The organism is Hymenobacter baengnokdamensis, assembly GCF_008728635.1.
GTDB classification, from domain to species: domain Bacteria; phylum Bacteroidota; class Bacteroidia; order Cytophagales; family Hymenobacteraceae; genus Hymenobacter; species Hymenobacter baengnokdamensis.
This window is the reverse complement of sequence record NZ_CP044285.1, coordinates 2179938-2199639: the sequence shown is the minus strand read 5'-3', so window position 1 is coordinate 2199639 and position 19702 is coordinate 2179938. Positions and strand designations below refer to the sequence as shown.

Genomic DNA, 19702 nt, shown 5'->3' with positions numbered 1-19702 from the left:
GTATAGCCCTGCCGGATTGGCAGGGCTTTTTTCGGGCCTGATTGTTGATTGATGTAGGTACATTATTTAAATCCCTCAAGTAGCTTTTTATATACGATGAGCCCTAACCCCAGCGCTTCCAATCCTTCCGCTTACGCCGTGCCCGCGGGCACCAGCATCGGCCACATCCATTTGCAGGTAACCGATATGGCGCGGGCCCTGCGGTTTTACCACGACCTGCTCGGCTTCGAAGTGATGCTGGAAGCCGGCGAGCAGGCGGCGTTTTTGTCGGCCGACGGCTACCACCACCACATCGGGCTGAATACCTGGCACAGCCAGGGCGGCAAGCCAGCCGTGCGCGAGGGCGTGGCGGGCCTGTATCACGCCGCCATTCTGTACCGCGACCGGGCCGGCCTGGCGGCCGTGTTGAAGCGGCTGCTGGCCGCCGGCTACCCGCTGCGCGGGGCCTCCGACCACGGCGTGAGCGAAGCCATATACCTCGACGACCCCGATGGCAACGGCCTGGAGCTGTACTGGGACCGCCCCCGCGCCGAGTGGCCCACCACCCCCGACGGCAAGCTGACCATGTATACCCGCCCGCTCGACGTGCAGGGGCTGCTGAAATCAGTGCGCAGTGAGCAGTGAACAATTGCGGCTTCGAAATAATTGTTCAGTGTTCCTTGTTCACTGCGCACTGATTTCAGCAGCCGTATCTTTACGGCACGTTTCTTCTCCACTTCTCCCCTCCCCTGCCCCATGATTATCGGTGTTCCGAAAGAAATTAAGAATAATGAGAATCGCGTTGGTCTCACGCCGGCCGGCGTAGCCGAATTGCGCAAACATGGTCATTCGCTGCTGGTGCAGGCTAGCGCGGGCGAAGGCTCGGGCTTCGCCGACGCCGAGTATGAGCAGGCGGGTGCCAAACTGCTGCCCACCATTGCCGACGTGTATGGCCAGGCCGACATGATTATCAAGGTGAAGGAGCCGATTGCGGAAGAGTATCCGCTTATCAAGGAGAACCAGCTGCTGTTCACCTACTTCCACTTTGCCAGCGGCGAGGAGCTGACCCACGCCATGATAGCGCGCAAGGCTATCTGCCTCGCGTACGAAACTGTGGAGCTGCCCTCGCGGGCGCTGCCGCTGCTCATCCCGATGAGCGAGGTAGCCGGCCGCATGGCCCCGCAGGAAGGTGCTAAATACCTCGAAAAGCCCTTGAAAGGCCGCGGCATTCTGCTCGGCGGCGTGCCCGGCGTAAAGCCCGCGCACGTACTCGTGCTGGGTGCGGGCATCGTGGGCACCCAGGCGGCTAAGGTAGCCGCCGGCCTCGGGGCGCAGGTGACCGTGATGGACATCAACCTGAACCGTCTGCGCGAGCTCGATGACTTCATGCCCAAGAATGTGGTAACGCAGTACTCCAACGAGTACAACATTCGCGAAGCCATCAAAACCGCCGACCTCGTGGTGGGTGCCGTGCTCATTCCGGGTGCCAAAGCCCCGCACCTCATTACCCGCGACATGCTCAAGACCATGCGCCCCGGCACCGTGCTCGTGGACGTGGCCGTGGACCAGGGCGGCTGCATCGAAACCTGCCGGCCCACGACCCACGAAAACCCGACCTTCATTATCGACGATGTAGTGCACTACTGCGTGGCCAACATGCCCGGCGCGGTGCCCTACACCTCGACCCTGGCCCTCACCAACGCCACGCTGCCCTACGCCGTGAAGCTGGCCAACCTGGGCTGGCAGGAAGCCTGCCGCCGCGACCCGGCCCTGCGCCTCGGCCTGAACGTGGTGCACGGCGAAGTGGTGTACCAAGGCGTAGCCGAAGCCTGGAACCTGCCCCTCGTAGACGTGGAATCGGTGCTGGAAGGCGCCGCCGTCTAGTTGGTAGCGTGGACGCTGCGAGTCCGCGCGTGTCAACGTTCCGGTGATAAGACGCGCGGACTCGCAGCGTCCACGCTATTACTCAAAAGCCTGCCGGACGCGCATCCGGCAGGCTTTTTTGCGGGCGTTGCCCGGCTCGCCCTGAGCTATTTCGTCGAGTTGGGTGTTGTAGGTATTCTTCTTGAAAAAATGTCGATTCTTACGTTGTGGCCGGCTTTGCTGCTGGCCTTGCTGGTCCGGACTATTTCGCCCACGGTTCCACTCCCGCTCACGTTTCCGGTGCCCGCCGGCGTGCCTAATCAGCTGTTTTACCTCCAGCGCGACCCGAACACCAATACCGTCATCTACCAGCTCAACGTGAACAGCGCGGGCCAAGTCGATGCGGACGAGCCCATTAACGTGTTCTGGCTGCGCTACGACGAGCAGGGGCAGCGCAAAGACCTGAATTTTATTCAGCGCAAATTTGCCTATGGCCTGACGGCTACGAAGCTGGCCCCTGATAAGTATGAGCTCAAATTTGCCGCCTACAACAAAGTGCCCTTTTTGCTCATGAAATCAAGCGTCGATAAGGCCTTTCACGTGTTTACGGTAGTTGGCGGCAAGCAAATCGTGCTCACGCGCGTGTACCTGCGCATTGAGGGCGGCACGTTTTGGGTTCCCAACGTGCGGTACATCGAATTTAAAGGGTGGAACGCCGCTACCCGCGAGCCCATCGTAGCGCGCGTCAGTGTTTAGCCGCCAGCCAACTCAATGGCTACGGCATAGGGCGGAATCTCCGCCAGCCGCTCATTTACGCCTAGCGCAAAGTCGACGCGCCAGCAGTAGTGCATCAGGCCGTTGGTGAGCAGCAGCAAGGGCGCCCGCAGGGTCTGGTTGTAGGTAGCGGCCTGCCGGGCCACGGCCGGCGTGATAGCCACCGAGGGCCGCTTGCACTCTACCAGCAGCAGTGGGCGGCCGGCGGGGCCGAGGGCCACGAGGTCGGTGCGCTTCTGGCGCTGGTTGTAGCGGTGGCCGCGCTCCAGGCTGAGCAGGCCGCGCGGGTAGCCCAGGCTGGCCATCAGATAGTGTACTACGTGCTGCCGCACCCACTCCTCGGGGGTGAGTGCTACGTACTTGTGGCGCAGCTCATCCCATATCTCCGGGATATTTGCTAAATTTTGCCTAGTTTTGTGGGCGAAAGGCGGCAGGTCCAGCACTTGCATCACCTCCAAAGGTACGGGTTTTGGCTGCCGCATTTCACCTGGGTTTCCTGCCCGCTGCGCCGCCGTACCCTACCGGGTAGGCGGCTTTTTTAGTTTCTGGCGATTGTTTTTGCTGTCATGATGAGCACAGCGAAGCAATCGCACCGAAACGACACCCGAACAAGTCGTTTGGCTACGATTGCTTCGCCGGCTCGCAATGACAAGCTTATTTTTCACATAACCAGCACCTTATGAAGACCAAGGAAGAAATTGTCAACAACTGGCTGCCGCGCTACACGGGCGTACCGCTGAACGAGTTCGGGCAGTACATCCTGCTTACCAACTTCAGCAACTACGTGTACATGTTTGCCGAGCAGTTTGGCTGCGCGGTGCGCGGCACCGACAAGCCCATGCAGTCGGCCACGGCCAACGGCATCACCATCATCAACTTCGGCATGGGCTCGCCGATGGCGGCCACCGTGATGGATTTGCTGTCGGCCATCAAGCCCAAGGCGGCGCTCTTCCTCGGCAAATGCGGGGGCCTGAAAAAAACCAAGCTCGGCGATTTGGTGCTGCCCATCGCGGCCATTCGCGGCGACGGCACTTCCGACGACTACCTGCCCAAGGAAATTCCGGCGCTGCCTTCGTTCCGGTTGCAGCGGGCCGTTTCGTCGATGATTAAGAAGCACGAGCTCGACTACTACACCGGCACCGTGTACACCACCAACCGCCGCGTGTGGGAGCACGACCAGGACTTTAAGGACTACCTGCGCCGGGTGCGCGCCCTGGCCGTGGACATGGAAACGGCAACCATCTTCGTGGTGGGCTTTATGAACGATATTCCGCACGGGGCGCTGCTGCTCGTGAGCGATAACCCCATGACGCCCGAAGGCGTGAAAACGGCCGAGTCGGATTCGAAAGTGACTACCAACTTCGTGAAGCAACACCTGTTGATTGGCATCGAATCGCTGCTGGAGCTGAAGAACTCGGGCGAATCGGTGAAGCACCTGAAGTTCGAATAGACCGCAGATGTAACGGATTTAACGGATTTCGCAGATACGCCCGCTGCGCGGGCTGGCTGGTTTGACGGTAATATTTTGCGGTTGTTTCTAGGAGCCCGTTCTCTGGTGAGAACGGGCTTAGCTTTGCCCGGTGGTTTCGCTCCGGAACTTTGCGTACCTTTTTGTACTATGCGGCTTGTTTATAAACTTGGGAGTACTGTTGCGTTTGTGCTTTTGATGGCCCTGACCGGCTGCCAGCCTCAGCGCGAGGCAGTTGACCTGCTGGTGACCAACGCCACGGTCTATACCGTGGATTCGACGTTCAGTAAGGCCGAGGCGTTTGCCGTGCGCGACGGGCACTTTGTGGCCGTGGGTAAGTCGGCCGACTTACAAAGCCGCTACCAGGCCGCGCAAACGGTGGATGCGCAGGGGCAGTTTATCTACCCCGGCTTTTACGACGCGCACTGCCATTTTTACCGCTACGCGCTGGGCCTGCGCTCGGCCAACCTGGTGGGCGCAACCTCGTGGCCCGAAACGGTGAGCCGCTTGCAGGCGCACCAGCGCGAGCAGCCCGGCGCCGCCTGGCTCACGGGGCGCGGCTGGGACCAGAACCGCTGGCCGGGCCGGCAGTTTCCAACCAAGGATACGCTCGACCAGCTGTTCCCGAACGTGCCGGTTTTTATCATTCGTATCGACGGCCACGCGGCGCTGGTCAACCAGAAGGCCCTCGACCTGGCCGGGGTCACGGCCGCTACGCCCATCAGCGGCGGCATAATTGGGCACGATGCGGCCGGCCGGCTCACCGGTCTGCTGGTCGATAATGCCGTGAAGCTGGTCGCCACCAAAATCCCTGAGCCCAGCCCGGCCGAGGCTGACGTGGCCCTGCTGCAAGGCCAGCAAAACTGCCTGGCTGTGGGCCTCACCAGCCTCGCCGACGCGGGCCTCGACCGGGCCGACATTGAGCGCCTGGCGGCTTTGCAGCAAGCCGGCAAGCTACACCTGCGCCTCTACACCATGCTCAACCCCACGCCCGAAAATAAGGCGTACTATATACCAAAAGGACCCTATTTCAGCGACAACCTGACTATCAGTGCCTTTAAAGTGTATGCCGATGGGGCGCTGGGCTCGCGGGGGGCGACGCTGCTGGCCCCCTACACCGACCGGCCGCACGAAACCGGCTTTTTGCTGCAACACCCGGAGTATTACCGGAGCTTAGCCAAGGAGCTGGCGGCCACCAGGTTTCAGATGAACACCCACGCCATCGGCGATTCCTCGAACCGCCTGCTGCTGGATATCTACGGCGCGGCGCTGAAAGGCCAGCCCGACCGGCGCTGGCGCATCGAGCACGCGCAGGTGGTTAGTAAAGAGGATATTCCGAAGTTCGGCCTATACCACATCGTGCCCTCGGTGCAGCCCACGCATGCCACCTCCGACATGTACTGGGCCGGCGAGCGCCTGGGCGCGCAGCGACTCAAAACCGCCTACGTGTACCAGGATTTGCTGAAGCAATACGGCCAGGTAGCCCTGGGCTCCGACTTTCCGGTCGAGGACATCAACCCGCTCTACGGCTTCCACGCCGCCGTGGCCCGGCAGGATGCGAAGAACTTCCCGGCCGGCGGCTTCCAGATGGAAAACGCGCTCACCCGCGAGCAGGCCCTGCGCGGCATGACCACCTGGGCCGCCCACGCCGCCTTCGAGGAGAAACGCAAAGGCCAGATAAAGCCCGGTATGCTGGCCGATTTCGTAATGTTGAAAACCGATTTGCTCACCGCGCCCAACGAGCAGCTGCGCAACGCGCCCGTGCAGCAGACGTGGATTGGCGGACGGCAGGTTTTTTCAAGTAAGAAATAAATAGGCCGAATTAAAAAATGGGTCGTTCAACCCTCCTTTACGAGGGGCTGAACGACCCATTTTTTAATTCCGCCTATTTATTTCTTACTAAAACCCACCGGGCTCGTCGGCGCTGGGGCCGTACACGCCAGGCACCGGAATGTCGAGCAGGCGCAGGTACACCGTGAGCTGGCCGCGGTGGTGGATGCTGTGGTTGAGACCCATAATGCGCAGGGCGGCCCCTTTTGGACGGCTCATCAGAACCTGCTCGCCGCGGCGGAGCTGGAAATTATCAGTCAGCTTTTCGCTGCTACTCTCGCTCAGGGCCTGGCGCAGCTCGGCGCTGAACTGGTCGAAGCGCTTGAGCAACTCGGCGGTACTCGTGGGGCTGGGCGGCGGCTTGGGCGCATTGGGGTCAAGGAAGTCGCGCTGGCTGGCTTCTACAAACAGCTGCTTGAATTTCAGCAGATTGACAATGTGCGAGGCCAGCTGGCCCAGCCTCATCGACTTGGGATGCGGTTGGTAGTCGAACTTATCGTCGGGCACGCGCTCGAGAACTTTGCGCGTGACGGCCAGCTCGTGGTCGAGCTCTTCGAGGATGTTTTGTTGGAGGGAGGACGTGTGCATAGGGTGGGAGGAAAAGTATGATGCCTCAACCGCAGTCGGGCTAAACAGTTTGCGGGCGGCCCATCTCGGCCGGGGCCGAAGCGGGCGGAGGCGGCAGGAAGGAAGCATCGGCCGGGTCTTCGCGCAGCTTCTTGCCGCGCAGCTGCAGCAGGAAAATCAGCCCCAGAATAAAGAAGACAATCAGAGCCAGGATGCTGTTGCGCATCGAGCCCGTCACCTGGTTAATAATGCCAAACGTGGCCGTGCCGATAACGATGCTGAGCTTTTCGGTTACGTCGAAAAAGCTGAAAAAGGCGGCCGAGTTGGGCGTGTTTTCGGGGATAATTTTGGAATAAGTAGAGCGGCTCAGGCTCTGGATGGCGCCCATCGTGAGGCCGATAACGGAAGCCAGCGCGTAGAAGCTCCAGCCGGCCTGCACGAAATAGCCCGCGATGCAAATCAGCATCCAGATAAACACCGACCAGCTCAGGGCCCGCGTGTTACCGATGCGCTCCGAGAGCTTGGCAAACAGCCAGGCCCCGGCGATGGCCACCACCTGCAAGAGTAAGATGGTGAGAATGAGCGAACCGGATTCGAGGTGCAGCTCGTCGGTGCCGAAGAGCGTGGCCACGTACATCACCGTTTGCACGCCCATGTTGTAGGTGAAATAGGCGAGCAGAAACTTCTTCACGTTGGGCAGCTGCCGGAGCTGGTCCCACACTTTGCCCAGCTCGCGGAAGCCGTTGAGCAGCCAGCCGCCTTCGGCAGTCGGTGCATCGGCCGGGCGGCCCAGGTCGGGCGGCAGCGTGGCAAACGGAATCTGGGCAAAGCCCGCCCACCATAGACCGGTGAGCAGAAAGGAGAGCTGGGCCGCCCGCGCCCCACCAATCCCGATTTTATCGTGAAACTGATTGATAATGAGACAAATTACCAGCAGAATTACCGAGCCCACGTAGCCCATCGAAAAGCCTTTGGCCGAGAGCGAGTCAAACTTCTCCTCGGAGCTGATTTCGGGCAGGTAAGAATTATAGAACACAATGCTGCCCGAAAAGCCCACCGTGGCCGCCACGAAGATGAAGGTAGAGAGGGTAAGGGTATCGGGACCAAAGAAATACAGCCCGGCGCACGCTGCGGCCCCGATGTAGCAAAACACCTGTAAAAACAGCTTCTTGCGCCCCGAAAAATCGGCCAGCGACGTCAGAAACGGACTAACCAAGGCAATGAGCAGAAACGAGGCCGAGATGGCGTAGTTGAGCAGCGAAGTACCCGGCACCTGCATCCCCAGGAAGTTCACCGGACTCTGCCCGTTGTCGGTATGGGTTATCTGTTTGATAACACTCGACCAATATATAGGAAAAATACTACTTGTTATCACCAGCGGATACACCGAGTTGGCCCAGTCGTAGAACGTCCAGCCGTTGGTGATGCGCTTGTTGTCTTTTTCGACGGTGCCGGGGTTGGAAGCCGGTAGCGTAGCGGGTGCAGCCATGAAACAGCGGCGCGGGAAGTAGCGCGCACCCGGCTAAGGTAACGGATTTCAGACATCCACAACGCAGCGTAACCCGGCGGTAATCTACGGCGCCAGCGCCGCGTACTGCGCCTCGGTATCCACATCGGTAGCACCGCCGGGGAAAGCTACGCTGGGCAGGTGGGCGTATTGCTGCAACAGCTCACGGGCCCCGCTGGCCCCGCGCAGCGCCAGCAGCTGCGGAAAAACAGCCCGACCGAACAGCGCCGGTACGCCCAGCGTACCGGCGTAGGCCGACGCCACCACCGGCTGCCCGGTAGCCTGAAACTGCACGATTAGCTGACCAATAATCTCTTCAGTGAGCAGCGGCTGGTCGCAAAGCATAACCACCACGGCATCTACTGTGGGGCCTTCGGCGGCCGTTTCGAGCTCGGCGAGGCCAGCGGCGATGCTGCCGCCCATGCCATCGGCCCAGCTATCGTTGCGCACCACGTGGAAGGGCAGGCCGGCAATTTCGGGCAGCAGCTCGTCGTGCAGCGCGCCGGTTACGAGCACCAGCGGGCGGCAGGGCGAGGCCACGGCCACCTCCGCGGCGTGGCGCAGCAGCGTTTTACCCTGGTAAGGCAGCAGCTGCTTGGGGCGCGCCAGCCGGGACGACGAGCCGGCCGCCAGCAGCAGCAGGCCCACGGTGGCAATAGAGTCGTTGTGCATGAGGTGTGGGGTATTGCGTGGTTGTTTATTGATTAACCCAAAGAAACGTCATGCGGAGCCTGTCGAAGCATCTTTGCCGAACTACCCAAGCGGCGCGGCAGAGATGCTTCGACAGGCTCCGCATGACGTTCTTATTGGAATGACTAGGAACTAGCTGTTTAAGCCGGCCAGCATCACCTTATCGGGCGTCAGGGGCAGGTCGCGCAGGCGCTTGCCGGTGGCGTGGTACACGGCGTTGGCCACGGCCGCAGCTACGCCCACCATCGCGATTTCGCCGATGCCCTTCACCCCCATCGCATTGATAAACGGGTCGTGCTCCTCCACAAACTCAACGGTCATATCCGGAATATCGGCGTTTACCGGCACGTGGTACGTAGCCAGGTCGGCATTAGTATAGCGCGAGAAATGTTGGTCGCGGATGGTTTCTTCCATCAAAGCCGAACCGATGCCGAAGATGGCGCCGCCGATAATCTGGCTGCGGGCAGTTTGAGCGTTCAGGATGCGGCCCGCGCCCATCACGCTCACCCACTTCGACACCCGCACGGTGCCCAGGTCCATATCGACCCGCACCTCGCAGAAGTGCGCTCCGAACGAATGCATGGCGTGCTGGCCGGCCGAGTCGGTATTGTTGCCGGGGCCGGCCGGACTGCCCGACTGCCCGGTTTCGTAACCCGAGCCGTACTTACCCTGGCCCATGCCTTCGATGTCGGTCATTTCGGACCGCTTCATGAGGTCGGCGAAGCTTTCGCCTTTGCTGGCGTCTTTTTTCAGGAAAAGACGGCCTTTTTCAACTGTCACCTCTTCGGGCTTGGCTTTGAAAAGGGGGGATTTTTTATCGGCCACCGCCACTTTGATTAGCTTCTGCCACACGTCCTGCGCGGCCATATAAACCGACGACGAAACCGTGCCGGCCGCCACCGAGCCGCCCGAGTTGGGCGCGGTAGGCAGATTGGTATCGCCCAGCTCGAAGCGGATTTTCTCCATCGGCAAACCCAGCGCGTCGGCGGCCACCTGGGTCATTACGGTGTAGGTGCCGGTGCCGAGGTCGGTTGCGCCCGACTGCACCACGGCATGGCCGTCGGCGTAGAGACGGGCGCGGGCCGTGCCCTGCGAGTTGTGCACCGGGTAACTGGCCGTGGCCATGCCCATACCCACCAGGTAGCGGCCGTCGCGGGTGGCACCCGGCTGGGGGTTGCGCTTGCTCCAGCCAAACAGCTCGGCCCCGCGGGCGTAGCACTGCTTCAGGCTTTTGCTGCTCCAGGGGTGGCCGGTGCTGTAGTCGTGGTCGGCGTGGTTGCGCAGCCGGATTTCGATGGGGTCGACGCCGATTTTATACGCCAGGTCATCCATCGAGCACTCAATGGCAAACGAGCCCGGCGCCTCGCCGGGAGCCCGCATAAACGTGGAAGTCATCACGTTGGCCCGCGCCAGCTGGTACGTCGCCTCAAAGTTGGGCGTCGCATAGAGCATATCCAGTATCTTGGAGTTCGACTCGGCGTAGTTGTCCCAGGGCGAGGTGGTCGAAGTCTTCGTGTGCACTATCGACGTAATCCTGCCGTCGGCCGTCGCCCCGAGCTGCACGGTCTGGGTCTGGTCTTCGCGGTGGCCCATGCTCGTAAACATCTGCTTGCGGGTCAGCATCAGCTTCACGGGGCGACCCACCGCTTTGGCGGCCTGCACCGTAAGCACAGTATGCGGCCAGCACGAGCCCTTGCAGCCAAAGCCGCCACCCAGGTACTTGGTAATCACCCGAATCTGCTCGCGCGGAATGCCCAGCATGGCCGTCAGGGCCGACTGTGTGCGCGTGACGCCCTGCGTCGACTCGTACACCACGAGGCGGTCGGGCGCTTCCCAGTGCGCGGTGGTCGAGCCCGGCTCCATCGGATTATGGTTATATATAGGATGGTTGTAAGTCGCCGTAAGCTGAATGGGCGCGCTCTTAAATGCGCCCTGCGCATCGCCGCGGCGGGTGTGGCCATCCTGCTTGCCGTCCTGCACCTTCTGGGGGTCAAACAGCTCGGCTTTGGGGTCGAGGAAGCTGGCGATGGGCGCGCCGGTTTGCTGGTACGTTACCTGCACGAGCGTGGCGGCATGCAGGGCATGGTCGAGGGTATCGGCCACCACGAGCGCCACGGGCTGGGCGGCATAGAAAATCTCATCGCCGGTAAGGGGCAGAAAACCCATCGGCGCCCCAATGTCCTTTTTGCCGGCCGCATCGTTGGGCGTTTTAGCCAGCTTGGGCAGGTTCTGGTGGGTGAGCACGGCAATAACGCCCGGCTCACGAGCAGCGGCCGAGGTGTCGATACGTTGAATTTTGCCCTTCGCTACGGTGCTGGTAGCCAGCACGCCGTAAGTAAGGCCCGGCAGCGGAAACTCGGCCGAGTACTTGGCCCGGCCGGTTACTTTCTCGCGGCCCTCCACGCGAACCAGCGGCTGGCCGACGAAGCCGCCCGGCTGGTCAAAAAATTGGGGTTCAGCAGACATAAAGTAGGATGCGGGGCTTGCCCCCGCCCGTCGAATGAACGACAATTAGGATAATAAGAAAGGCCTGGCCGCCGGGCAGGAGCAAGCCGGCACCCTACGCCGTTACCTCCAGCAGGGCCCGCACCAGCGTGCGCTGGGCCAGCTCGACTTTGAATTTGTTGTGCTCGCGCGGCGACGCGTCGCGCACGGCCAGCGCGGCGGCAGCGCGGAAGGTGCTCTCGGTGGCTGGCTTGCCCACGAGGGCTTTCTCCACGGCCGGTACGCGCCAGGGCACGGTGCCCACCCCGCCCAGCGCCACCCGCGCCGAGTGAATGGTGCCGCCCTGCACGTCGAGCCCCACGGCGGCCGACACCAGCGCGTAGGCATAGGAGGCGCGGTCGCGCACCTTGAGGTAGTGCGACTTGCGGGCGTGCGCAGCGGCCGGCACGGTAATGGCGGTAATCAACTCGCCGGGCGCCAGGTGGTTTTCAATATGCGGCGTCGAGCCCGGCAGCTTGTAAAAGTCGGCCAGCGGCACGGTGCGGGTCGTGCCTTTGGGGCTTTCCAGGGTCAGCTTAGCCTCCAGCGCCACCAGCGCCACGGCCAGGTCGGAGGGGTGGGTAGCGATGCAGCTCGGCGAGCCGCCCAGGATGGCCAGCGTGCGGTTGTCGCCCTGCTGGGCGGGGCAGCCCGAGCCGGGCACCCGCTTATTGCACGGGAAAGCTACGTCGCGGTAGTAGCCGCAGCGCGTTTTCTGCAGGAGGTTGCCGCCCATGCTGGCCATATTGCGCAGCTGCGGCGAGGCCGAAGCCAGCAGCGCCTGCGAAATAACGGGGTAGTTCTGCACCACCAGCGGGTGCTCGCCTACGTCGCTCATGCGCTCCAGCGCCCCGATGCGCAGGCCGGACGCGCCGTTCTCGATACCCACTAACGGCAGCTTGTTAATATCAATCAGCAGGGAGTGCTGCTCGATATTCGACTTCATAATGTCGAGCAGCGTAGTGCCGCCCCCGATAAAAGCGGCTTGCTTATCGGCTTCCCTGGCCGTGGCGGCCTCCTTTGTGGTGCTGGCCTGCGTGTAGGCAAAATTATTCATAAGAGTAGCGCGGACGATGCAGTCCGCGTTTGAAGCGATAGAGATGAGCCCGAACTACGACGTCCGCGCTACTAGCCGTGGCCAGCCACTTCGCGCACCGCGGCCAGAATGTTGGGATAAGCGCCGCAGCGGCAGATGTTGCCGCTCATCCACTCGCGGGCCTGGTCGTCGGTGGTGGCGTGGCCTTCTTTTACGCAGGCAACGCCGCTCATAATCTGGCCGGGAGTGCAGTAGCCGCACTGAAAGCCGTCGTGCTTGAGGAAAGCTTCCTGCATGGGGTGCAGCTCCTCGCCTTTCGCCAGGCCCTCGATGGTCGTGATTTGCTTGCCCTGCGCCATCACGGCCAGCGTAAGGCACGAGTTGACGCGCCGGCCATCGACGTGCACGGTGCAGGCGCCGCACTGGCCGTGGTCGCAGCCCTTCTTGGTGCCCGTCAGGTCGAGATGCTCGCGCAGGGCGTCGAGCAGCGTGGTGCGGGGCTCGAGGCGCAGGTTTTTGGCCTGGCCATTGACCGTGAGACTGACGTTGGTCTGGCCCGAGAGAATGGGACTGGTGGGAGCCAGCTTATCAGCCAGGGCTTCGGCCTGGCTGGCAAGAGGCGGGGCCAATGCTACGCCCAGCAGGCCGCCGGTTTGCTTCAGAAAGGAGCGGCGGGAGGGGCCGGCCGGCACAGAGCTGGCCCCGTCGGGAGTTTGGTCGTCGGAATGCATGCAGGGAGCGCGTAAAAAACTGTCCTGATACTACGCGAAACCGGGGCGGGCTGTTTACTATTTTACCCCTTATAAGCCAGGCTTTTTGCTAATGCTGCTCGTAAGCTCGAACGTAGCTTTGCCTAATCCTGTCATTCTGTTGGCACTGAGTCCGGCCTTAATCTTGCACCTACAAAAAAGCCTGCCGCTTACGCAACAGGCTTTTATAAGTTTTTACTATGAAGCGGTTTCGGCAGTCCGAGCCGAAGCGGGCGGCCGGGGTTGAGCCGGCAGCCCGCTGGCGACACCGCCCAGCTCCACTTCCTAAACCGCTTCTATCAGAATCATCGCGTGTGCCGGGCAACCCAGCCGGCATCGTAGCGGGCACCGCCAAACAAATATAGCATCAGGGCGCGCGAGTAGCGAAAGATAAGGGGCGTAAGAGCCAGGCTGATAACGGCTACCGTACCCACGTACACCCACAGGCCGGGGTCATTGGCCAGGTAATAGAGCGAGACGCCGCAGACCAGAAAAATGGCCAGCGCAAACCCAAAGCTGATGTACATGGCCCCGTAGTAGAAGCCTGGCTCCGGCTCGTAGCTTTGGCCGCACACGGGGCACTCGGCCGGCATATCCGTAAATTTGGTGAGACTGGTAGCGGGGTGCAGAAACAGCGGCCCCTGGTGGCAGCGCGGGCAGCGCAGCGCCAGCAAGGCCAGGGACGAAGATTCGATGGGAGCAGGCATAGGAATCGAAACGCTTAATGACCCGACAAAGGTACCCCGACCAGCCACCGGCCACCAGAGCTGCATACGGGCAAAAACCGCACAAATCAACGCTGCCGCCGAAAGGCTTCGGGCGTTATACCTACGTGTTTTTTGAAGGCCCGGCTGAAGTAAGAAGCATCGTCGTAGCCCAGCACGGCGGCCACCTGGGCCACCGAATCGGCGGAGTGATGGAGCAGGCGCCGGGCTTCGGCCATCACGCGGGCCAGAATCAGGTCGCGCGCCGCCTGCCCCACCACGCGCCGGCAAATGGCGGTGAGGTGGTTGGGCGTCACGCTTAGCTGCCCGGCATAAAAAGCCACGGTTTTTTCGCGCCGAAAGTGCTGGTTGAGCAGCCGGCTGAACTCGCGTACCTGCTGGCGGCCCAGCGCGGCAGCCGGCGCGGGCGCAGCCGGGTAGTCGCGGGCCGCCAGCTCCAGGGCCAGAAACAGATAAGCAGCCACCACCTCATCGGTGGGCGTTGTACTGACTTCCTGCCACAGCCGCTCAAATATAGACAATATCCTATTATTTCCGTCCAACAGGTAGTTAACCGGCAAGTGGCCGGGGTCGAAAAACGGGTAGCCGTGCAGGCGGCCGGCCGGGTAATGGCGCTGGTAGAATGCGGCCTCGAAAAACACGATGTAGCCTGCCGCGTCGGCACTCAGCGCCCAGCCGTGCACCTGCCCCGGCGCCAGGAAAAACAGCGCGCCCGGCCGCAGCTCGTAGGCTTGCAAATCAATAGTATGCGTGCCGCTGCCCTGCGTGATATAGAGCAGCAGGTAGAAGTCGTGCGCGTGCGGCGCGCTCACGCCCGGAAACCGCGCCGCGTGGCTTTCGAGGCGCTGCACGTAGTAGGGCCGGCGGCCGGCTGGCGCGGCCTCGGTCGGCGGAAAGGCGGCCAGCGGCAGCACGGGCAGGGTGGCAGGCTTCATATCGGCCGCAAGAAACGAGAGCCAGGTGGCACTAGCTTTGTTTTCCGCCTCACCCCTATGCCCATGCTCGAACGCCTCCGCATCCAAAACTTCAAATCCTGGCAGGATACCGGCGACATGGCCTTTGGCAGCCTCACCGGCTTCTTCGGCACCAACTCGTCGGGCAAGAGCAGCATCCTGCAATTTCTACTGATGCTCAAGCAGACGGTGGAGTCGTCGGACAGGTCTCGAGTTTTGCATTTGGGAGATGATAAATCTTATGTGGATTTGGGAACGATGTATGATATTCTGCACAATCACGAGGACCCTGGCCTACTCATGTTTGATTTTGATTGGAAAGCTCGCACTAATTTTTTTGATTGGCTTGAAGATAACAACAAGTTTTGGGACGATAATAAATTCTCTTTTGGTGCGGAAATATTGCGGACAGACGACTATGTCGAATTAATGAGCTTCGCCTATACCTATAATAGAAAAACTACAGGAATCAAAATAGCAGGCCAACCCTCAAGTGAATTCTTTTTCGAAAATCACAATGTTTTTCACATCATAAAAAATAAAGAAATAATCGGACAACATACAAGCCCACTAAAGTTTTATAATGCCCCTCACTTTATTGACATAACTCTTGATGAATTTAACAAGGATTATGCAACTGATAGTCTACCTAGAGAATTAGAAAATTTATTTGAACGCATAGAATACCTTGGCCCGCTTAGGGAATATCCAAATCGTCTTTATATATGGGCTGGTGAGCAAACTCAAAGTGTAGGTAGTCGTGGCGAACGTGCAATAGCAGCGCTACTCTCCTCTCGTAATAAGGGACATACTATTGACATGGGCGAAGGTCAGCCTAAACGCACTGTCGAGGAACACGTAGCGCACTGGCTGAAAGAATTGGGCCTGATTTATTCCTTCAAAGTGCAACCCATTGCGCCTAATCGCAAGGAATATGAAGTGCGCATCCAGCGCACAGCCGAATCGGCAAGCGTATTTCTGACTGATGTAGGCTTTGGTGTGTCGCAGATACTGCCGGTGCTGGTACTGCTGTTTTATGTACCCGAGGGTTCCACGGTTATTCTGGAGCAGCCCGAGATTCACCTTCACCCGGCCGTGCAAGCGGGGCTAGCTGATGTATTTATCGACGCTATCAAGCGGCGGAAATTACAGATTATTCTGGAGAGCCACAGCGAGCACTTATTGCAGCGTCTGCAACGCCGTATGGCTGAGGAAATAATAGAGCCTGATGCAGTAAAGCTTTATTTCACCTCCATTGAAGAAGGAAAATCAAAATTAACGCCTTTGTAGTTGGACGAGTACGGCAATATTCACAACTGGCCAGCGGGCTTTTTTGGCGATGCTTTTGCCGAAGCAGCAGCCAAGATGAAAGCGGAGATGAAACGCAAATTGCAAAACCAGTAAAGCATGCGTTATCTCATCGACACCAACGTGGCCATCGTGGCCAATGGCAAGTCAAATGCTGGCCCGGCTTGCGTCATCGCGGCTATCGAGCGTTTAGAGAGGCTCATCGCTGGTGAAATACTCATTTTGGATGACGCCGACCATATTGTTACCGAGTATCGGCGGCACCTCAGCCCCAGCGGGCAGCCCGGCACGGGCGACCAGTTTTACCGCTGGCTTTATGAGCAGGCCGCCTACAATCCGCAGCACTGTGAAAAAGTAACGCTGGCCACGGACGAGGACGGTAGCTTCACTGCCTTCCCCAAGGCCGCCGAACTAGCCAGGTTCGACCTTTCCGACCGCAAGTTTGTGGCGGCAGCGCTCACGCACCACGCGGCCCCACCCGTCGTAAACGCCAGCGATACCGATTGGCACGAACACCGAGAAGCACTTAAGGCACACGGTGTAGTAATCGAGTTTATCTGCCCAGAAGAAATGGCTAAGCTTCGTAATAAGTAGAAACAAAAAAAGCGTCTGCCGGTACTGGCAGACGCTTTTTTATAGACTAAACCAACCGCTCCCCTACTGCGGGTTCGGCTTGTTCTCGCGCTTCTCAATCTGCGGCTCTTTGGCCACCTGCATGGGGTTTTTAAACTGGGCGTTGTTGCCAAACTGCCCGGCCTGGAACAGCTCGAAGCGCGAGGGCGCGGCCTGGCGCGGGTAGGCGTTGTTGCTCAGGTCGGTATCGGCGGTTTGCTGCAAGGGGTCGATGACGAACGACACCACGTTCTTGGTCGACACGATGAGCTTGGTGACCTGCTCGTTGTTTTTGCGCCAGATTTCGGCCGGGATGGTCTGGGTTTCCTGGGTGCCGTCGTCGTAGGTCATTTGCAGCACCACGGGCATTACCAGGCCGCCCACGTTGCGCAGGCTCAGCTCGTAGAGGTTCAGGTTGCCGTTGAGGCGCTGCTGCTGCTCGGGGGTAAGGCTGCTCAGGTACTGGTTGTAGCGCTGCTTATCGCTCTCGCTCACCGCGAGCGGGTCGTAGCTGTTGTAAAAGTCCTTCAGCTCGGGCTTGTCATCGACGGCGGTGGTTTTGAGGTCGGTCGCGTTGCGCTGGGCCGAGAGGCTGGCCGCCTGGGCGGTGCGCTCGTTTTGCAGCCGGGTGTTTTCCACCAGCGGGTTTTTGGTGTTGGGTCGGTAGTACTTCACGCCGTCGAGCGAGATATCGCAGCGGTCGGTGCCGTAAAACCAGCCGCGCCAGAACCAGTCAAGGTCTACCGCCGAGGCATCTTCCATCGTGCGGAAGAAATCGGCCGGCTGCGGGTGCTTGTAGGCCCAGCGCGTGGCGTAGGTCTTGAAGGCGTAGTCGAACAGCTCGCGGCCCATCACCGTCTCGCGCAGGATGTTGAGGGCAGTGGCGGGCTTACCGTAGGCGTTGTTGCCGAACTGCAACACCGACTCCGAGTTGGTCATAATCGGGGTTTGCAGGCTCTTGTCGGTGCGCATGTAGTCCACGATGTTCTTGGGCTCGCCGCGGCGGCTGGGGTAGTTGCGCTCCCACTCCTGCTCGGTCAGGTACTGGCAGAAGGTATTGAGACCCTCGTCCATCCAGGTCCACTGGCGCTCGTCCGAGTTCACAATCATCGGGAAGAAGTTGTGGCCCACCTCGTGGATAATCACCGAAATCATCCCGTACTTCCGGTCGGCCGAGTAGGTGCCGTCGCGCTCGGGCCGGCCGCCGTTGAAGCAAATCATCGGGTATTCCATGCCGCCCACCGGCCCGTGCACCGAGATGGCCACCGGGTACTGGTAAGGAATAGTGAATTTTGAATATGTCTTGATGGTGTGCGCCACCACCTCGGTCGAGTACTGCCCCCAGAGCGGGTTGCCCTCCTTGGGATAGTAGCTCATGCAGAGCACCGGCTTGCCGCTCTGGCTGATACCCATCGCATCCCAGATGAACTTGCGCGAGCTGGCCCAGGCAAAGTCGCGCACGTTTTTGGCGGCGAAGGTCCAGGTTTTGGTGCCGCTGGCCCGCTTGCCTTCGGCCTGGGTAGCCTCGGCCTGGGTCACGATGAGTACCGGCTTTTTGGCGGTGCGGGCCTGGGCCAGGCGCTGGCGCTGGACCGCGCTCAGCACCTGGTCGGGATTCTGGAGCGTGCCGGTGGCGCCCACGATGTGGTCGGCGGGGGCCGTGATGCTCACTTTATAATCCCCGAAGGGCAGCGTAAACTCGCCGTTGCCCAGAAACTGCTTGTTCTGCCAGCCCGTAGCGTCGGAGTACACCGCCATGCGGGGGTAAAACTGCGCAATTTCGTAGAGGTAGTTTTTATCCTCCGGGAAATATTCGTAGCCGCTGCGCTCGTTGATTTTCAGCTGATTGCTGATATTGTAGCTCCACTTCACCCCAAACGACACGGCCTGGCCCGGCCGCAGCGCGGCGGGCAGGTCAATGCGCATCATGGTGTGGTTGATGGTGTATTTCAGCGGCTGGCCGCCGGCCGTGGTCACGGCCGCGATTTTGTAGCCGCCGTCGAACTCCGCTACCGCGAGCTGGTTGTCAAGCTCCTGAAACGAGAGCCGGCCGCCCGTCACCTGCCCCACGTTAGTAGCCGCCGTGATGGAGTTTTTAGCCAGAATATTCTGGTCGAGCTGCACCCAGAGGTAGCTCAGCACATCGGGCGAGAGGTTGGTGTACGTGATGGTCTCCGAGCCGGTGATGGCCTGCTTCTGGTCGTCGAGGCTCACCTTGATGTTGTAGTCGGCGCGCTGCTGCCAGTACTTGGGGCCGGGCGCGCCGCTGGCGGTGCGGTACTCGTTGGGTGTGGGCAGCTCGGTACCGAGCTGGGCAAATTTATCGGTGCCGGAGTTGGTCGTCTGGGCCCGGCCGATAGCCGGGGCCAGCAACAGCCCCAGCCCGGCGGCCAGTAGCGAAATGCGCATAGAAGAAGTAGTAAAAAAGAAGTCGGTGGCTAAAGTCGGCGAATATACAGCGAGGGTTGCGGGGATTGATAAAGGGCAATTAGGTAATTACTAATTGATAATGTTTAGATATATTTTTTATTCATTATTTATTCACCTATCATCATCTACTACTCAATTGCAGCAGCAGCAACGTAGCCACGCCCAGCGCGGCTCCGCTGGTCACCAGCACCCAGTCGCGGCGGGCTATCCGAAACACGCGCAGCGCCACAAAGCCCAGCAGCAAAATACCACTCACTACCAGCAGCTGGCCCAGCTCGACGCCCAGGTTAAAGGATAGCAGCTCGGTAATAGGGCGGCTTTGCGCTCCCAGCAGCGCGCGCAGGTAGTTGGAAAAGCCCAGACCGTGAATAAGCCCGAAGGCAATCGCTAGCGCATTGGGCGCGGTGAGCAGCACCGGCTCGGGCCGGGCTGGCCGCCGCGGTAGCACCGGGCCGGCGCGGTACATATCAACCAGCGCCGTAAGCATAATGGTAACCGGAATCAGGGCTTCGACCAGCGGACCATTTACGCCTACCACGCCCAGCGTGGCCAACGCCAGCGTGATAGAGTGGCCTATTGTGAAGCTCGTTACCAGCGCCAGCACGCGCCGCCAGTCGGCCAGCACGTAGGGCGCGCACAGCGCCAGCAAAAACGTGAGATGGTCGGTGGCCTGCCAACTGCAAATATGCAGAAAACCTAATTTAAGGTAGGTAAGAAAGAGGGACAT

The 19702-nt window shown here is 60.3% G+C and carries 19 protein-coding genes; 8 read left to right on the top strand and 11 right to left on the bottom strand.

The genetic code is table 11. The annotated features are described in order from the left end of the window. Positions 1-96 precede the first annotated feature (96 nt). The 3 genes from F6X24_RS09405 (at position 97) to F6X24_RS09395 (ending at position 2598) form a co-directional block, all read left to right on the top strand. On the top strand, positions 97-624 hold the full coding sequence (locus F6X24_RS09405) for a VOC family protein (RefSeq protein WP_151087748.1): 528 nt from the start codon (positions 97-99) through the stop codon (positions 622-624). Positions 625-735: 111 nt separating this feature from the next. After that, complete coding sequence (ald, locus tag F6X24_RS09400) at positions 736-1863, top strand: alanine dehydrogenase (RefSeq protein ID WP_151087747.1); 1128 nt, start codon at positions 736-738, stop codon at positions 1861-1863. Positions 1864-2052: 189 nt separating this feature from the next. Then, entirely contained in the window at positions 2053-2598 is a 546-nt protein-coding gene (locus F6X24_RS09395) for a DUF4833 domain-containing protein (RefSeq protein WP_151087746.1), read from the top strand. Here F6X24_RS09395 and F6X24_RS09390 read toward each other — a convergent pair. Further along, positions 2595-3065 carry a type I restriction enzyme HsdR N-terminal domain-containing protein gene (locus F6X24_RS09390; protein ID WP_151089574.1) on the bottom strand — a complete coding sequence of 157 codons (471 nt, stop codon included), beginning with the start codon at positions 3063-3065 and terminating at the stop codon, positions 2595-2597. The two genes, F6X24_RS09395 and F6X24_RS09390, sit on opposite strands and share 4 nt — an antisense overlap. A gap of 230 nt (positions 3066-3295) precedes the next feature. Between F6X24_RS09390 and F6X24_RS09385 the strand changes: the two genes are divergently transcribed. Further along, a complete protein-coding gene (locus F6X24_RS09385; protein ID WP_151087745.1) occupies positions 3296-4066 on the top strand; it encodes an AMP nucleosidase in 771 nt (256 codons plus the stop codon). Positions 4067-4282: 216 nt separating this feature from the next. After that, positions 4283-5896 (top strand): amidohydrolase, encoded by a 1614-nt coding sequence (locus F6X24_RS09380; protein WP_229725500.1) that lies wholly within the window; start codon positions 4283-4285, stop codon positions 5894-5896. 87 nt (positions 5897-5983) lie between these two features. Here the strand turns inward: F6X24_RS09380 and F6X24_RS09375 are convergent, their stop codons facing one another. The 8 genes from F6X24_RS09375 to F6X24_RS09340 all read right to left on the bottom strand — a co-directional run bounded on the left by F6X24_RS09375 (position 5984) and on the right by F6X24_RS09340 (position 14607). Then, entirely contained in the window at positions 5984-6502 is a 519-nt protein-coding gene (locus tag F6X24_RS09375) for a DinB family protein (RefSeq protein WP_191906529.1), read from the bottom strand. Between the two features lie 40 nt (positions 6503-6542). Continuing rightward, complete coding sequence (locus tag F6X24_RS09370; RefSeq protein WP_151087742.1) at positions 6543-7970, bottom strand: MFS transporter; 1428 nt, start codon at positions 7968-7970, stop codon at positions 6543-6545. 84 nt (positions 7971-8054) lie between these two features. Further along, the gene (locus tag F6X24_RS09365) at positions 8055-8660 is read right to left on the bottom strand and encodes a nucleotidyltransferase family protein (RefSeq protein ID WP_151087741.1); all 606 of its coding nucleotides are present in this window, start codon (positions 8658-8660) and stop codon (positions 8055-8057) included. A 150-nt stretch (positions 8661-8810) separates the two neighbouring features. After that, on the bottom strand, positions 8811-11144 hold the full coding sequence (locus F6X24_RS09360) for a xanthine dehydrogenase family protein molybdopterin-binding subunit (RefSeq protein ID WP_151087740.1): 2334 nt from the start codon (positions 11142-11144) through the stop codon (positions 8811-8813). 94 nt (positions 11145-11238) lie between these two features. Beyond that, entirely contained in the window at positions 11239-12219 is a 981-nt protein-coding gene (locus tag F6X24_RS09355) for an FAD binding domain-containing protein (protein WP_151087739.1), read from the bottom strand. A 71-nt stretch (positions 12220-12290) separates the two neighbouring features. Next, positions 12291-12929 (bottom strand): (2Fe-2S)-binding protein, encoded by a 639-nt coding sequence (locus tag F6X24_RS09350; protein ID WP_151087738.1) that lies wholly within the window; start codon positions 12927-12929, stop codon positions 12291-12293. A gap of 323 nt (positions 12930-13252) precedes the next feature. After that, the gene (locus F6X24_RS09345) at positions 13253-13654 is read right to left on the bottom strand and encodes a DUF983 domain-containing protein (protein WP_229725474.1); all 402 of its coding nucleotides are present in this window, start codon (positions 13652-13654) and stop codon (positions 13253-13255) included. A gap of 86 nt (positions 13655-13740) precedes the next feature. Then, positions 13741-14607, bottom strand: a complete 867-nt coding sequence (locus F6X24_RS09340; protein WP_151087737.1) for an AraC family transcriptional regulator — start codon at positions 14605-14607, stop codon at positions 13741-13743. Between the two features lie 57 nt (positions 14608-14664). On the opposite strand from F6X24_RS09340, the gene F6X24_RS09335 reads away from it, so the two are divergent. The 3 genes from F6X24_RS09335 to F6X24_RS09330 are packed head-to-tail and all read left to right on the top strand — an operon-like array spanning position 14665 to position 16527. Then, positions 14665-15915 carry an AAA family ATPase gene (locus F6X24_RS09335; protein WP_229725472.1) on the top strand — a complete coding sequence of 417 codons (1251 nt, stop codon included), beginning with the start codon at positions 14665-14667 and terminating at the stop codon, positions 15913-15915. Further along, positions 15916-16029, top strand: coding sequence for a DUF3696 domain-containing protein (locus tag F6X24_RS19450; protein ID WP_394349940.1), 114 nt, complete (start codon positions 15916-15918; stop codon positions 16027-16029). Positions 16030-16032: 3 nt separating this feature from the next. Then, positions 16033-16527 (top strand): PIN domain-containing protein, encoded by a 495-nt coding sequence (locus tag F6X24_RS09330; protein WP_151087736.1) that lies wholly within the window; start codon positions 16033-16035, stop codon positions 16525-16527. A 63-nt stretch (positions 16528-16590) separates the two neighbouring features. On the opposite strand, the gene F6X24_RS09325 is transcribed toward F6X24_RS09330, so the two are convergent. After that, positions 16591-18954: a M1 family metallopeptidase gene (locus F6X24_RS09325; RefSeq protein WP_151087735.1), complete on the bottom strand. Its 2364-nt coding sequence runs from the start codon at positions 18952-18954 to the stop codon at positions 16591-16593. A gap of 142 nt (positions 18955-19096) precedes the next feature. After that, the gene (locus F6X24_RS09320) at positions 19097-19702 is read right to left on the bottom strand and encodes a HupE/UreJ family protein (RefSeq protein ID WP_151087734.1); all 606 of its coding nucleotides are present in this window, start codon (positions 19700-19702) and stop codon (positions 19097-19099) included.